This is a genomic window from Candidatus Zixiibacteriota bacterium (genome assembly GCA_019038695.1).
Classification (GTDB): domain Bacteria; phylum Zixibacteria; class MSB-5A5; order GN15; family FEB-12; genus B120-G9.
Window position 1 is genome coordinate 133,380 of sequence record JAHOYZ010000026.1, and the last position, 14,882, is coordinate 148,261.

Below are 14,882 nucleotides of genomic sequence, written 5' to 3' on the forward strand. Positions count from 1 at the left end.
TTCCCCTTATTCATAACGCAGCGCCTCAATAACATCCTGTTGTGCCGCTTTGTTAGCCGGATAGAGCCCAAAGATGACTCCAACACTGGTAGAGACTCCTACGGCAAGGATAATTGAGTAAGGAGCCACGATGGTCGGCCAGTCAGCATAGAAAGCAATGCCGCGTGCAATGGCCACACCGAGAATAATACCAACTCCGCAACCAGTCAGGCAAATCACCACCGCCTCGATGAGAAACTGGCGCATGATATCCTGACGCGTTGCCCCAACTGCTCTTCGGACTCCGATCTCACGGGTTCTTTCGAGCACTGTGGCCAACATTATGTTCATGATGCCAATCCCACCGACAAGCAGCGAAATACCGGCGATGGCACCCATCACCATATTGAATATTTGTTGAGTTTTTTCGGTTTGCCGCAGTAGTGATTCAGGCACGACAATTTCATAGTCATCGATACCATAGTGACGGCGATTGAGAACACTCTCCACAAGCTTCGTCACGGCTGAAACATACTTGAGGTCGGTCACCGTAATAGTGAATTGATCTATGGCTGGCGTATTGTATTTCTCTTCATTCTCCGAACCGCCGACAACGAAGAAATGTCCTGAAGAGCTTGCCGCCGCCTTACGATCAAGTTTCTTCAGAGCCGTCTCAAAAGGGATATACACATCTTCGTTGAGGTTCTTCAACTCGAACCCCTCAATCTTGCCCCGTCCGATGTACTTGTCGGCCATTATTCCAACCACGGTGAAATTTAGATCACCGATACGGACTTCCTTCCCCATAGGGTCTTCGAAGACAAATAGCGCTCGGCGCGCTTTGGCTCCAAGAACACAGACCTGTGAGAAATCCCGATTGTCACGATCCGTGATAAAGCGCCCCTTCTCTACCTCAATCGAAGTCGAGTATGTGAAGTCCTGAACGGTCGCCACAACCCTGACCGATGCTTCACTGGAGCCATAATAGATGGTGTTGATCGGTTCAAACCGCTGAGGTACAACATTGGCTACCATTGTTGTGAACTCAGCGATATTCTCTCCGTCAGCTAATGACAATCCCGGCGACCGGGCCAGGCCTTGATCACTACTGCGACCGAGGTCGGGAACTTTGGCCTGCACGATCACATTGTTGATACCGAGAATCTCGATTTGTTCCAAAGCTTCGCGCTTGGCTCCTTCGCCAATAGACAGCATAGCCACTACCGCCCCTACTCCAAAGATCACGCCCAGCATTGTAAGCAGTGTCCGCAGCTTGTGTGCGAACAGGGAATCATAAGAGACTTGAAGGATTCGTTCGTAATGCATGAAGGCTATTTGCCGCGTTTTCTTCCGCTGGGTCGTTTTCCGGGTTGCTTCTGCGGCGTCTGTGTCCGCCCTTTGTTGAGTTCGGGTTCGGTGGCCTTGTCACCTGGTAAGCCCTGTTCTTCCAGAGTGGGATCGACCAGGCAGATTTCTTCGTCGCCATCTAATCCTTTGATCACTTCGATATGCCTGTCGTTGCGTTGCCCTACGACGACAGCGGTTTGCTTGCCACCCTTGAAGAATACGACTGTCTGTCCATCCTTTTCAAACACCGCCTCCAGCGGTACCGACACAACATCTTGAAGTCGCTCAACGATAATTCGGCTAGCGGCAGACATACCGGGTTTGAGCCGGTCATCGTGATTATTGATTGTAACCTCGACATCAAAGACATTGATCTTGGAACCAGATTCTTTGCGACGCGCCAGCGTACTGATAGAGGACACACGACCGGGGAACTCAACATCCGGGTAGGCATCAAGCACCACGACCACTTCCTGACTGGTATCGACTTTGTTGGCGTCGACTTCTGAAACGGTTGTCTTGACCATCATCTCCCCCAGGTCGGGGAGATTTATCAATCCCATCCCGGGCCACGGAGAATCACCCTCCTGAACTTTCTCCATACTACCCCCCTTCCATATCTCCAGATAAACCACAAGGCCGGGGATAGTTGCGGTGATAGTCATTTGTGAAAGTTCACGCTGTGCCAGATTTACCTTATCCTGCGCACGGTCGACTTCCACTTCGGCTTTGTCCACATCGGCTGTGAGTTGCTCAAGCTTGGCTTCAAAATTTAACTCGGCCAATTCCAACTCCATCCGCGATTCCTCTGCCACACGCGGAGCTTCGTGCTTCTGCTCATCGTAGTTGCGACGCGCTTTCTCCAAATCGAGTTTGAGTTGTTTCTCCTGGATGGTGTACTCATTCTTGGCTCGCTCAAGGGCAGAAGTATTGATCTTGAGAGTTGATTGGTTATCGGCTAGATCCGCAATCTGTTCGGAGGCATCAAACTTGATCACGGGATCCCCTGTCTCCACCATCGTACCCTCAGGTGCCAGCCACGTAATCTGCAAGCCACGGATACGCGGTGCCGAAAGTGTCACTGCCCGTGTGGCATCGACCGTTCCATTTTCGTTGAGGGCAATTATAAACTCGCCCTGATGAGCAAAGGTCGTAGGAATATCATAGGATTTTGTGAAGATAGCATCGACGCCAATGTAACCGGCGAGAACAACAACCAACACGACAACAATGTAAACGATTTTTTTCACAGGAATTGTTCCTTACCAACGAATCATCGAAAAAACCTCTATACTACTGACAGCTTCCGATAGCGAATGGATTAATCCAACCCACAATATTCCGCACAACTCTTTCTACTGATCTATCACGATAAAGTTGCGCACCGTAATTACAACTTCCAACGCCGATGGGTCCACATCCATTGATCCGGATAGGCATAAATGCCCTTTTCGAAAAACCGATTGCATTCAATTGTAATTCGATCTACTTCCTGTGCCGGATCAGCATCTTTCGACGGATAGAGTGGTTTGCCGGCCATCACAACGTGTCGATCGAAAGACTCGCGTCGCATTAGCAAAGGTAATACCGGGCTACCAATCTTGACCGCAAACGTAGCAGGACCTTTCGCCGCCGCCGCTTTCCGTCCAAAGAAATCGATGGGCAGACCGTTACCGGTGTGCTGATCGGCCACCAGACCCACCAGATGATTGGCGCGAAGAGCCTTGTAGATGCCGCGAATACTCGACTTTAACGGAATGATTCCAACACCCATAGAACGCCGGAAATCGACAAAGAGATCATCGACCTTTGCGTTGTGTTGGGTACCCACAAGAAAATCCATCTCGTACCCTCGACAGCCAAACCAGGCACCAAGCATCTCCCAACAGCCAAAATGCGCAGTTGTGATGATACCACCACGTCCCTTCCCAAGGGCTTCGCGAATGTTATCCTCGCCATCGCCTACAACAATATCAAGCACACCCTGCCGACCGGTTTTTCGGAAACGCGAGAACTCAACCAGTGTTCGACCGATATTTCGGAAGACGTTGTACACGATTTCGTCAATCTCGGCCCGAGTGAACTCATTACCCAGCGCCTGACTTATATTGTCGTGCGCGATCCGACGACGTGAACCTGCCAACATATGAACCAATGAACCCAGCCCAGCACCGAGACGGTCCGCCATTGGTGGTGACAGAGCTTGAGCCAGTTTTACCCCCACCAACGTGGCGGCGTATTCCAGGTTATGACTCACCGACGCCATGGTTCGTCATCATCGGGCTGCTCCGGATTGTCCGGGTCACCATAATCGAAATCGGTGGAGTGCAGCTTTTCATCTTCTTCCCATTGCTTGTAGTACTGACGGCGTTTCCGATACTTCAGGAATCCGCCAACGACCACAAGAATGGCTAAGCCTAACCATAAGTACATAGTGTCCGTAAATAGTGATAAGAGGTTATAGTGTTCGCGTAAATCACGATTGACTTCCTCCTCAAACTGGTTGTAGTTCGAGCCAGTGGCAGCGACCAGTGCCTGGTCGACCGTTCGCCCGGTGGAAATCTCGTCAAGGAACAGATTTACGGCGTTAATTCCATATTCGTCGTAGAAATACCTGACTGTCAGGTAAGACTGCGCATAAGCTACGTGGGCTTTAGCTTCATTGAAACGATTCACTTTCTCAATATCAACCAGAGGCAAGAACCCGTCGAAGACAGCCGCTTTACTCATTGCCAGATTGTCCGACCAACTCCACTCGGTAGAAGTCATCATGGCCATGCCCTCATCGAACCAGCGCGGTGGTCGATTGAAACCACAGCGTGCGGCGATAGCAAGGTGAGTGTATTCGTGGGCAAGCAACTCTGATAAAGACTTACCAAGGTTAAACTTGTCGGGCGACTTGATGGCGATCAGTTGGCGTGGCGGATAGGCAGCAGCCGCTCCCCAGTCGGGGAACCGCCCCCTGATGATCTTTCTGAAATAGTCGATGTCGTCGACGATGTAGACCTTGGCTTTGTAGTCAAGCGTATCGCGAAGGAGCTTTGCCAACTCCACGCGGGTTTGGGCAAGAACGCTGTCGGCCGGTTCCATATAGACCGGGTTGTCCAGATAGAAAATGAAGCGCTCACGCTCAACCGGCTCGGGAGGACGGTATTTGTCCGCAGTTACAGTTGTCACAACCAGGACAACAAAGAGGACAATTGTCAAAACAGTCTTCGTGTTCATCGGAGGGAAGGTACGATGTTCAGATCAAAACGGCAAGTGCGGCGTGCACTGATCTACTGGGGTGATTTCTGACTCCCACTGAAGCCAATTCTTCGAACCATCCTCCCCCTACTCACACACCGGCACTGAGCCGCCAAGGAAAAGATACGCTACCAGATAGGTCAGATCAGAAATATCTATCGAACCGGCTGGACCTGTAATACCGTCAACATTCGCCACTGCCCATACAGGAGGAGGTGGGCCGCCAAGGAAGAGATATGTTACCAGATAGGTCAGGTCGGCTATATTCACTGACCCATCGGCATTGAGATCTCCCGACCGATGACCTCTCAGGGAAACCTCGCCAACAATTGCAAAATCGCCTCCTCCGCTAAACTGACCAGACACATCAAATGGATGGACAGTCGAATCCCACATTAACCCATATCCCAGGATAAAATCTCGAACCGGGATAATGATCTCCATCACTTCACCTTGGAAATCAGGGTGGTGTGGTACAAGAGTCCAGCTGTCAGGGCTGATCGATCCGTTCACCAGGATTGTAGCCGGATCAATGTCACTCGCAGAGTGTCCATCATTGAAGTCACCAAAGGTTATGGTGGCCATCATCGGCTCAATCATGTAGGCAAAACGGACAAACATCATGTCGGGGTCAATCAGTGCCGTTGGTACCGGACAACCAACGTCGAGGGCACCAATCAATTCTCCACAACTACTATAGGCTGGAGTGCAGGGTGATGACATAAACAAAGAGAAATCATTACTGGCCGTGTCGCAGAAAATCGGGTCGAGGGAAAAGTTGCCATTGATGCTGGCCTGGCTGGCGATGCAACCCACCCAATCACCCCCAACGTTGCCAAATACGTTTGTGCAAGACAAGTTTGGACTGCTGGGGGGACAGCCCATCGCACAAGTAATAGCACCAGCCATACCGCTGTTGAACGCAACGAGACATTTGTCAATTGTCGGTGAGGAGTTGCAAATAAACATGGCCCCACCCCCTAATCCGGCAGTGTTGCTCACTATAGTATTCGACACTATGCCGGTACTGGAGTTCCAGAGATTAAGCGCACCTCCTTCGTACAGGACCTGGTTTCTTGCCATAACGTTGTATGATATAGTCGCGTTTGAATTTGAAAGGCTGATGGCGCCACCTACTCCAGACGTATTGCCGCTGATGGTGTTATTGCTGATCGTAGGATTGGACTCGAAGGATTCAATACCACCGCCACCCGCGCCTGTTGTATTTTGACTGACAATGTTGTTGGTGATTACGGGATCGGAATAAGAGAAAAATATCGCGCCGCCGCCCCGGCCGCCATCGCCGTCAGCTGAATTGCCATTCATCGTATTGCCTGTGATTGCGGGATCAGAATCAAACAAAGAAATCGCACCGCCGTCCTTGCCGGCTGAATTACCACTGATGGTGTTGTCGGAGATCGTAGGGCCTGTGCAGTAGGAACAGAAAATCCCACCACCACCGCCACCGGCCTCATTGTTCAGGATGTCGTTGTCGCTAATATCGGGATTGGATTCGAACAAGAATATTCCACCGGCTCCACTATTTGATGAATTTTCAGTTATTGTGTTGTTGGTGATCGAAGGATTAGTGCAATACCCGCACTGAATTCCGCCACCCGTATTCGCCGAGTTACCAGTAATAGTGTTATCAGAAATAGTAGCATTGGCAATATAGCAGGCAATCCCGCCGCCGTCACCCTCGGCAGTATTGTCCTGAATGACATTGTCACTGATAGTCGGGTTACTCTCAAAAGCACAAGATATTCCAGCGCCATTGCCATTATTAACAGCAGTATTATTTCTGATGATATTGTGGCTTATTATCGGGCTGGTACCCTCACACAGAATTCCAGCTCCTTTGTCAGCATGACCATTCTGAATAGTGAAGCCCGTAATGATGGCGCTACTGTTTTCACCATTTACAAATCTGACAACCGATCCTACTGCATTGCCATCAATTACGGTCGTCGATATGTACGACCCGTTGTCCGTGGTGAGAAACATCGATCCCAGAACAATATTTCGACCGTTGAATTGAATGTTCTCCAGGTACGTCCCCGGCTGCACCAGGACTGTGTCCCCGTGGGAGCTGGCGTTAATTCCAGACTGTATCGTCGGTTGATCGGCTGGCACATGTATTGTAGTTGCACTGGCCATGCCACAGCAGAGTGATAATACTGACACTATAATAATTCTTCGCATGATACCTCCGTTGTTTGGAATCCCTACATATTAGAATAGCAAAATCAGGCGATTTTGTCAATATCTACCTGCAAGGGGTACTTAAGAATCCGATTGACAATCTCCCGAGCCTATTCTATTATTCGTGGCCTGTTTGGCCGATAGTCTGTATAATATCGAGACTTTGATAAACTAATTGCTCTTAGGGAGAGTAGTATGAACAAACTGAAGTTACTTGGCATGACCGTGGTGCTGGTGGCAGGCTTCGCGGCTCTGTCAGCAGCCAGTGAAATCACTATGCAATTGTCGGGGCCGGGTGCCGTCGATGATACCACCATCAAAGCCGGAGAACCGGTTTCGGTGGATATTTTCGTCATGAATGATTCGTTGTATACAGGTTTCTCTATTGGTTTTTCGGTAGTGTCCAAAGACATGAAGAAGATTGTCCATGTCACCGATTCTACCGGTGGACTCAATGAAAATGGCGACCTTAAAGGCTACAACGGCTGGAACGACAAGTCAATCTGGAACTTTGGTCTCTATACCGTCGAGAAGGATTGGGATGGCGTATTACCAGAGTTGCTCGGTTTTGGCGGGCTCTGCGTCCAGAGAGAGTATCAACCTCATGAGAGTCAGAAGTGTCTTTCGTTTGAGGTGATCTTCCCGGAACCGGGAACCGTTGTTATTGACTCCGCCTTTTATCCCCCTGGTGGTCGTTGGCTTTTTGCCGGACCGTCTCCTGAAACAGCGCACGAGCCAATCTGGGGAGGACCTTACAAATTCAAGGTTGTAAAATAATACTGCATTCTTATTGTATCAAACCCGCCGGTTTCCCGGCGGGTTTTTTTTGTCCTCGGTGTGCAAACCAACGAGCTTGACGGCCCACATTCGCGGTATTATCTTCTACATCTGACTATCAAACAAAAAAGGATCAGCGGCTATGACGCAATGGACTTCCTCTCCTTATTTTCTGGGAATCATCATCTGCATCCTCTCGGTCCAGATCCTGATCCCATCAGATATTATTCAGGCGACTGAATATTCTGTTGCGATACAAAACTCTGACCCGGTAGCTACCGGTGAAATCGCAGACATGCCTATTTACTTGAGTCCCTCCAGCCAGACCGATCCGCTTTCCTTTGACAGGTTTGAACTGAGAGTCAGCTACGACAGAAACCTACTTAGTCTATGGGATGTGTATTCATCGCAACTGGAGACAAATTGCGGGTGGCAATTGTCATTTGAGAATACCTTTCTTGATCTGCCCGATTTTCCCACCGGGTTGTTGTGGATCAGGGCAATCTCGATTGAAGGATCGCTCTCGTCCGAAGACTGCTTTGACCCCGAAGACCCGCTTCTGGCCATACAATTCCTTGTACACGAAGAAGCCGACCTGTCGGAAGGCAAAACGCCGATAGATTTCGCCTGGTATGATTGCAGCGACAACCGTATATTAAATGAAGAATCGGACACTATCCTCGTGGCGGCACAGGTGATCGACGCCGAGGGTTTTAACATTACCGACAACTCGACTCCGTTACCGACGCTGAGCGGACTCTCCAGCGAATGTACTGAAAGTGGCGGTCATATTGACACAGTACTGGCGCAAAGAGTTAATTTTCGTTCGGCTACGGTCACGTTCAAGGCCACGACCGATATTTCTGATAGTGACGATGGACCAGACATACTGCCCCGGTCGCTGACTCTTCACCAGAACTATCCTAACCCGTTCAACCCTGCAACCACAATCTCATTTGACTTACATCGCCTTGTTGATTGGAAGATAGAAATATTCAACGTGCTTGGTTCCAGAGTCAGAACTTTCGTAGGTCGAGGAGGACCTGGGAGGGAAAGCACTGTATGGAACGGCAGCGATCATGATGGCCGTCCGGTTGGTAGTGGCATCTACCTGTACCGTCTCACAGCAGGTAACACCGTCCAATCCCGAAAAATGCTCCTGGTACAATAGAGAGAGTGTGCTCGTTATGAAAAGGACCTTGCTCATATTAGTTCTCCTCCTGCCTTCCCTTGTCTGGGCCGACCCGGTGGTTCCCGGCGACAGCACCACCCTGCCTGCTACCGATAGTTTGATCGAAGATGGTAGTATGATCGTCTCGATCGGACGAATGACAATCGAAAACATGACCCTGAGCGACACTTTATTTGTGACACTCGATGCAACCGGTGCACCACTGGCAGGATTTGATTTCAAAATCGGGATTGACAATCCAATGGTGGACATAGTCGAGATTCTACCGGGTGAGATATATGACTCATGCCGCTGGGAGTATTTTTCCGCCCGCCAGATCATTATTGCCAACCGCGAGGGATACCCACCGTTACTATGGCAAACGGTTGCCCTGGCAGATATGGCGTCTGGCGCTGACCAACCGGTCTGTTTTGGATTTAATCGCGAAGCTTCCCTGCTAAAATTGGTTCTGTCAAACGAGCATGTTCTCGACCAGCCTGACACCGCAGTACAGATTTTCTTCTTCTGGGAAGACTGCACCGACAATACAATATCCGGTCGTACCGGCAACAAGTTGCTTATTTCCAGACAGGTCTTCGACTATGTGGGGACAAAACCAGAAGCTGGCTCAAGGCTCTTTCCAACGCGGACCGGTGCGCCGGAACATTGTATTAATCCATCGAAGGTAAACCGTCCCCGTCGTATGATCGATTTCCATAATGGTGGCGTTGAGTTCCGGCTGCGCATTGATCCGGAGCCGGTGGATACAAGTAAGGGCGAATAGGCTATTTGATAAGCAGCATCTTGATGCTTGAGGATTCGTTCGTCGTTTCCAGCCTGGCCAGATAAAGACCTGACGCCACCTGCTTCCTCATGTAATTCAGCCCATCCCATGTGAACGAAAAGCTCCCAGCCGACAACTGACGATCCACAAGCGTTTTGACATGCCGGCCCAGCAACGAATATATCTTCAGGCTGACATATTGTCTTACCTGATTGTCCAAACGAATTACACAAGAGTTGTTAAACGGATTCGGGTAGTTTTGGTGAAGAACAAAGCTCTCTGGAAGCGAGGAGCCAACAGGGCCATCTTCGATATCGGTGCTTGTCTGAAATTTGTAGACGAAGATCGTGTCATGTACACGTCCGAGGAGGTTTAAGGCCTCTCCCCCATTGGACTCGAAGTACGCAATGTCGTTCAGAGATCGATCCAACTGAACTGAATCGACCCACTCACCGCTGGCACAATCTAATATCTTGAGCCAGCGGTCAGAACACCGACCAATAAGAGTATTCATCCGCTGGAAGTAGTATTCCATGTTGAGTTCATTTGAAGTCTCAACGTACCATTCTTCCTGAGGGATGCCCCCAACGAAGCTATAGCATGCGAGGTGCCAGACATTTTCGTCAGCGTGAAGATCGAGAAGATCATGCAGATAGCCATGGCTTATTAGTTCATCATAGGGCCGGGAGGGAAGAAAATCCTCTGCGAATAGTGAACGTGATCCTCCATTCTCGGAGCTTTGAAGAATGATCGTTGAACCGTCGTAGTCGCGGACCTGGACACGAGCTTCATGTACCGTATAACTATTCCAAGGGTCATCCATCACTATATACGAACGCTGCCTCTTAGTTGCAGAACCTGCAGCGGAGGCGTTCGAGAACAGTCCATGAACCAACCCATCCGCTGTTACCCGACTCAATTCTGTGTCAAGGCACAAATTGTACTCGGTAATCAGCTTGCAGGAATAATAATGGACCCCCATAGTAACTATGTGGTCCTCGATCCCGACTGATGTATAGACTACCAACTTCGTTGGATTCAAACTCCATAGCGGCTCGAAGCTTATCTTGCTTAGAAAACTGGTTAGGATAGGCATGTAATAACCGTCTGAACAGATAACGGGTTCAATAGAGTAGTTTGTCACTTCGCTCGCTACTATGGTGGTCAAGCCTATACGGAATTCGGGGGGAGGAAGACCCTGTATATTGTCGGCGTCCGAGATGGAGTAAACAAAGATCGTATCAGTAGTTACTCCGTACCGAGCAATGGCCTGAACTGGGACATAGTCCAAAGACACTGCAACGGCCGAGTCTCCACACAAATCGAGGATGTACAGTGTCGAATCGAGGGGTTTGGTATTAACAAATCCAGCTAGTTGATCAGTTGGAGTGACCAGTGGATAGACCGAAGAATACCCCTCCGCCCCGTCGATAACTTGCTGATATACGACCTCATACTCAATCGCCCTGGCTATCCCGGCAGTAAGCATTACCAACATGATTATTATTGAGAACTTCATCATAATATCCCCTCGCATCATTTCCTAGTTAGACGTAATATACCTGGATTTGTCCATTCTCACAACACAAAACCTCCCCCCGATTCCTGTTGACAAAAACCACCCGCAACATAAATTGGCCTAACTGAAAATCAAGGGCACCTGTGTGCCTCTGCGAAGGAAAGATTGGAAGCATGAGATTATACGAATTTGAAGGCAAACAGCTCTTCAAGAAATTCAGAATCCCAATACCGGATAGTCGCCTCGCGACAACACCGGATGAAGTATTCTCCGCTGTTAACGAACTCGGCACAGCAGTCGCCGTCAAGAGCCAGGTGCTTACCGGTGGACGCGGTAAAGCGGGAGGAATCAAACTCGCTGACGGAGCCAATGAAGCTCGCACTGCCGCCGAGGGACTTTTCAAACTGAAGATTAAAAACTTCCCCGTTGAGCGTGTCCTTATCGAGCCAAAGCTGGACATCAAACAGGAATACTACCTCGGTGTTACAATCGACCGCGCCAACTATACACTGGTAGTGATTGCTTCGGGTGAGGGCGGTGTGGATATAGAAGAAACCGCTGCTAAGAATCCGGACAAGATTTTCAAGAAAGAACTACGCATCGACCAGGACCTGTTCGGTTTTGACGCCATCGACATCGCCAAGAAGATCGGTATCCCTTCTGCTCTCTTGAAGAATGCTGCTCCTATCATTGTGAATCTGTATAACATGTTTCGCAAGTACGACGCTAAGCTCGTCGAGATCAACCCGCTGGTTCTTACTGCTGACGATCAATTGATAGCCGCCGACGCCCGTGTTTCGCTTGATGATGACGCTGTCTTCCGTCACCCGGAACTAAAGGAGCTGGGCATCGAGATGCGTCACGAAGAGGGCGAAATGAGCCCTCGCGAACAGCAGGCGACCGAATGGGGTATCCCCTATCTTGACCTCGATGGCAATATCGGCATGTTTCCCGGAGGGGCGGGGTTTGGCATCATGGGCAACGATTTCATTCACTACTATGGCGGCGAGCCGGCCAATTTCATGGACTCCGGCGGCGGCCCAAGCCCGGAACGAATTGCCAAAATGCTCGTCCTGCTCGATGAAAACCCCAACGTCGATGCTATTTTCGGTGCTCGTTTTGGCGGCATAAGTCGCTGCGATGATTTCGCCACGGGTGTGATCATGTTTCTCAAGGATCACGGCCTGTCTAAGCCATTGGTCATGCGTATGACTGGCAACATGTGGCAGGAAGGGGTACGCATGTTCGCCAAAGCTAAAGAGGAGAATCCGGAGTTGTTTAAGTTGGTCGAAGCGCATGGCATCGAGACCCCTATCGAGGAGATTTCCAAACGTGCCGTTGAACTGGCCCAACAGGCGAAAGGGGGCAAGTGATGGCTATCCTGGTAACCAAGAACAGCAACGTAATGATTCAGGGCATCACCGGCGGCGCGGGCAAATTCCACTCCGGACGGATGATCGAATACGGCACCAACATTGTCGGCGGCGTTACCCCCGGCAAGGGTGGTCAGGAAATCAACGGACGACCGGTCTTCGATACCGTCGCCGAATGTGTCGAAAAAACCGGCGCTGATGTGTCAGCTATTTTCCTTCCGGCCCGTTTCGTAATGGAAGCGGCTATTGAAGCAATCCGGGCGGGTATCAAATTCCTGGTTGTTATCCCGGAACATATTCCAATCCACGACATGCTGTATGTTCGTCGCGAAGCAATCGCGCACGGCACAACCGTTATCGGCGGCAACACCGCCGGCATCATCTCCCCCGGTCAAGCCAATCTCGGCATTATGCCGGATATCGCTTTCACGCCCGGACGGGTAGGAACTGTGTCGCGCTCAGGTTCCATCACCTATTACGTCGCCGACACATTGACACGGTCCGGTTACGGCGAGACGACGTGTGTGGGACTGGGCGGCGACCCCATTCTGGGGTCGACATTTGATGAAATTCTGCTCAAGTTCGAGGATGACCCCGACACCAAGGCAGTCGTAATGAGCGGCGAAATCGGTGGTGTCTATGAGGAAAAAGCCTGCGAAGTGATTCCTGACATGAAGACTCCCGTGCTGGCTATGATCGGCGGCGTTTTCGCCCCTCCTGGCAAACGGATGGGTCACGCTGGTGCGATCGTTGAAGGCAAAATGGGAACGGCTAAGGAGAAACTGGAAATGCTGGCCGATGCCGGTGCACACGCCTGCAAGACTTTCAATGACATTCCTGCGACGTTGAAAAAATTGGGAGTGTGATGTAGTTTGGTCCGCAAGGGTACCAGCTCTTGGGAGTTGTTACCCTTGATACATGAGAGAAATAAGCAGCTTCGCTGATAGTAAGACAAGATCGGGGAGTCAAAATAAGTCGCAGGGTTAGGACACACCGGAAAAATATGCTCTTTTTCTATCCATGCCAATCGATTGTCAATTCGTTCGGTTAACTCCCATCTACAACTGTTGATATTACTGCTTCGATTTCACCATATTCTTCTCTCCCCAGATTTTCATACTAATTATTATTGGGGAGAGTGTTTCGCCTTTGGTGGTTATAGAATATTCTACTCGCGGTGGGATTTCTGCAAATATCTTTCTTTTCAGAATGCCATCTTTTTCTAACTCACGCAGTTGGGTAGTCAGCATATGCTTGCTGATACCTTCGATACTTCGATGCATCACTCCAAAACGGTTAACACCAATTGAGATCAGGTAAATAATAATAGTTTTCCATTTACCACCAATCATACTCATGCAGTATGTAACAGGACAATTTACATAATTTATAATATTTTTTTCACTCATAAAGCGTTGTCATACAATAAAAGTCATATTATCCTTACTAGGCAACTAATTCATGACTACTTGCAATAATATATACTATTCCTTATAATATGTCAAGAAATTAATGGAGAGATGAAATGAAGCAATCAGAAGAAATGAAAGGTAATGACAATGAAGAACGGAATCTTAATCACAGGTGCTACTGGTAATATTGGTAGCAATATTGTACGGTTGTTAAAAAACAAGGGTGCTGACTTTGTAGCTGGAACAAGCGGTAAAGCGATAGATGGGGTTGAGTCTGTATCTATTGACTTTGCTGATGTTGCTTCGCTCGAAAAAGCAATGCAGGGCATTTCCACTCTCTTTATGGTGTTGCCGAGCCACCCCGATATGATCCAGTGGGGCAAGAATGTAATTTCTGCCGCAATAACTACCGGCGTGAAGCATATCGTACGCTCAAGTGGTTCACTGGCCAAGATAGACTCATCGTTGAAGGTTATTGAACTTCTCAAGGCAACCGATCAAGACGTAAAAGATAGTGGTATCGATTATACTATTACGGCCCCACAGTTCTTTATGCAGAATTTCATCAACTATTTCACTGATGATTATAAAAATGGAACAATCTATCAACCGGCAGGTGACGGGAAAATAGGCTGGGTCGATCTGAGAGATATTGCTGCAGTTAATGTGGAAGTTTTACTTAATCCGGAAAAATATAAAAGTCAAACGCTTACAATTACTGGAAGTGAAAACCTCTCATATGCTGAAGCTGTTGCCCAAATGAACGAGGTGATAGGGAAAGAATCTCAATATGTTGCAGTTCCCGATGAAGCAGCTATAAACGCAATGAAAGAGATACAATTCCCTCCATTCATAATCGACCTGATGATTAGCTTAAATCATACTATTGTAGAAGGTTATGCTGAAGAAATTACTAATACTGTAGAAAATGTAACAGGGCAAAAACCGATAGCCTTCAAGCAATTTGTTATTGATAACAAGAACAACTGGTTATGAAGTAATAATCAAGAACATAGCATAACATTGTCATGCAGACGATAGTAAAATCCAGATTGGGGCGGCGGGTTTTTCT

13 protein-coding genes are annotated in these 14,882 nt (G+C 49.0%); 6 read left to right on the forward strand and 7 right to left on the reverse strand.

Annotation, left to right across the window (positions count from 1 at the left end; genetic code table 11):
- Nucleotides 1-6 precede the first annotated feature (6 nt).
- From KOO62_09685 to KOO62_09705, 5 genes are all read right to left on the reverse strand, one after another.
- Complete coding sequence (locus tag KOO62_09685) at nucleotides 7-1,305, reverse strand: ABC transporter permease (protein ID MBU8934264.1); 1,299 nt, start codon at nucleotides 1,303-1,305, stop codon at nucleotides 7-9.
- A 5-nt stretch (nucleotides 1,306-1,310) separates the two neighbouring features.
- Nucleotides 1,311-2,576, reverse strand: coding sequence for an efflux RND transporter periplasmic adaptor subunit (locus tag KOO62_09690; protein ID MBU8934265.1), 1,266 nt, complete (start codon nucleotides 2,574-2,576; stop codon nucleotides 1,311-1,313).
- Nucleotides 2,577-2,716: 140 nt separating this feature from the next.
- Entirely contained in the window at nucleotides 2,717-3,583 is an 867-nt protein-coding gene (locus tag KOO62_09695) for a lysophospholipid acyltransferase family protein (GenBank protein MBU8934266.1), read from the reverse strand.
- Nucleotides 3,580-4,551, reverse strand: coding sequence for a hypothetical protein (locus KOO62_09700; GenBank protein ID MBU8934267.1), 972 nt, complete (start codon nucleotides 4,549-4,551; stop codon nucleotides 3,580-3,582). The genes KOO62_09695 and KOO62_09700 overlap by 4 nt, the downstream gene beginning before the upstream one ends.
- A 108-nt stretch (nucleotides 4,552-4,659) precedes the next feature.
- Nucleotides 4,660-6,774 carry a right-handed parallel beta-helix repeat-containing protein gene (locus tag KOO62_09705; protein MBU8934268.1) on the reverse strand — a complete coding sequence of 705 codons (2,115 nt, stop codon included), beginning with the start codon at nucleotides 6,772-6,774 and terminating at the stop codon, nucleotides 4,660-4,662.
- Between the two features lie 195 nt (nucleotides 6,775-6,969).
- Between KOO62_09705 and KOO62_09710 the strand changes: the two genes are divergently transcribed.
- From KOO62_09710 to KOO62_09720, 3 genes are all read left to right on the forward strand, one after another.
- The gene (locus KOO62_09710) at nucleotides 6,970-7,551 is read left to right on the forward strand and encodes a hypothetical protein (GenBank protein ID MBU8934269.1); all 582 of its coding nucleotides are present in this window, start codon (nucleotides 6,970-6,972) and stop codon (nucleotides 7,549-7,551) included.
- Between the two features lie 142 nt (nucleotides 7,552-7,693).
- Nucleotides 7,694-8,722 carry a T9SS type A sorting domain-containing protein gene (locus KOO62_09715; GenBank protein MBU8934270.1) on the forward strand — a complete coding sequence of 343 codons (1,029 nt, stop codon included), beginning with the start codon at nucleotides 7,694-7,696 and terminating at the stop codon, nucleotides 8,720-8,722.
- A 16-nt stretch (nucleotides 8,723-8,738) separates the two neighbouring features.
- Nucleotides 8,739-9,506, forward strand: coding sequence for a hypothetical protein (locus KOO62_09720; protein ID MBU8934271.1), 768 nt, complete (start codon nucleotides 8,739-8,741; stop codon nucleotides 9,504-9,506).
- Nucleotide 9,507: 1 nt separating this feature from the next.
- Here the strand turns inward: KOO62_09720 and KOO62_09725 are convergent, their stop codons facing one another.
- Complete coding sequence (locus tag KOO62_09725; GenBank protein MBU8934272.1) at nucleotides 9,508-11,028, reverse strand: T9SS type A sorting domain-containing protein; 1,521 nt, start codon at nucleotides 11,026-11,028, stop codon at nucleotides 9,508-9,510.
- A 170-nt stretch (nucleotides 11,029-11,198) separates the two neighbouring features.
- On the opposite strand from KOO62_09725, the gene KOO62_09730 reads away from it, so the two are divergent.
- Both KOO62_09730 and sucD read left to right on the forward strand, forming a co-directional pair.
- Complete coding sequence (locus KOO62_09730; GenBank protein MBU8934273.1) at nucleotides 11,199-12,398, forward strand: acetate--CoA ligase family protein; 1,200 nt, start codon at nucleotides 11,199-11,201, stop codon at nucleotides 12,396-12,398.
- Nucleotides 12,398-13,264 carry a succinate--CoA ligase subunit alpha gene (gene sucD, locus KOO62_09735; protein MBU8934274.1) on the forward strand — a complete coding sequence of 289 codons (867 nt, stop codon included), beginning with the start codon at nucleotides 12,398-12,400 and terminating at the stop codon, nucleotides 13,262-13,264. Before KOO62_09730 ends, sucD begins: the two co-directional genes overlap by 1 nt.
- Before the next feature lie 207 nt (nucleotides 13,265-13,471).
- Here sucD and KOO62_09740 read toward each other — a convergent pair whose 3' ends face one another.
- A complete protein-coding gene (locus KOO62_09740; protein MBU8934275.1) occupies nucleotides 13,472-13,807 on the reverse strand; it encodes a helix-turn-helix transcriptional regulator in 336 nt (111 codons plus the stop codon).
- 150 nt (nucleotides 13,808-13,957) lie between these two features.
- Here KOO62_09740 and KOO62_09745 point away from each other — a divergent pair, with 150 nt between their 5' ends.
- Nucleotides 13,958-14,806: an SDR family oxidoreductase gene (locus KOO62_09745; GenBank protein MBU8934276.1), complete on the forward strand. Its 849-nt coding sequence runs from the start codon at nucleotides 13,958-13,960 to the stop codon at nucleotides 14,804-14,806.
- The last annotated feature ends 76 nt before the right edge of the window (nucleotides 14,807-14,882 follow it).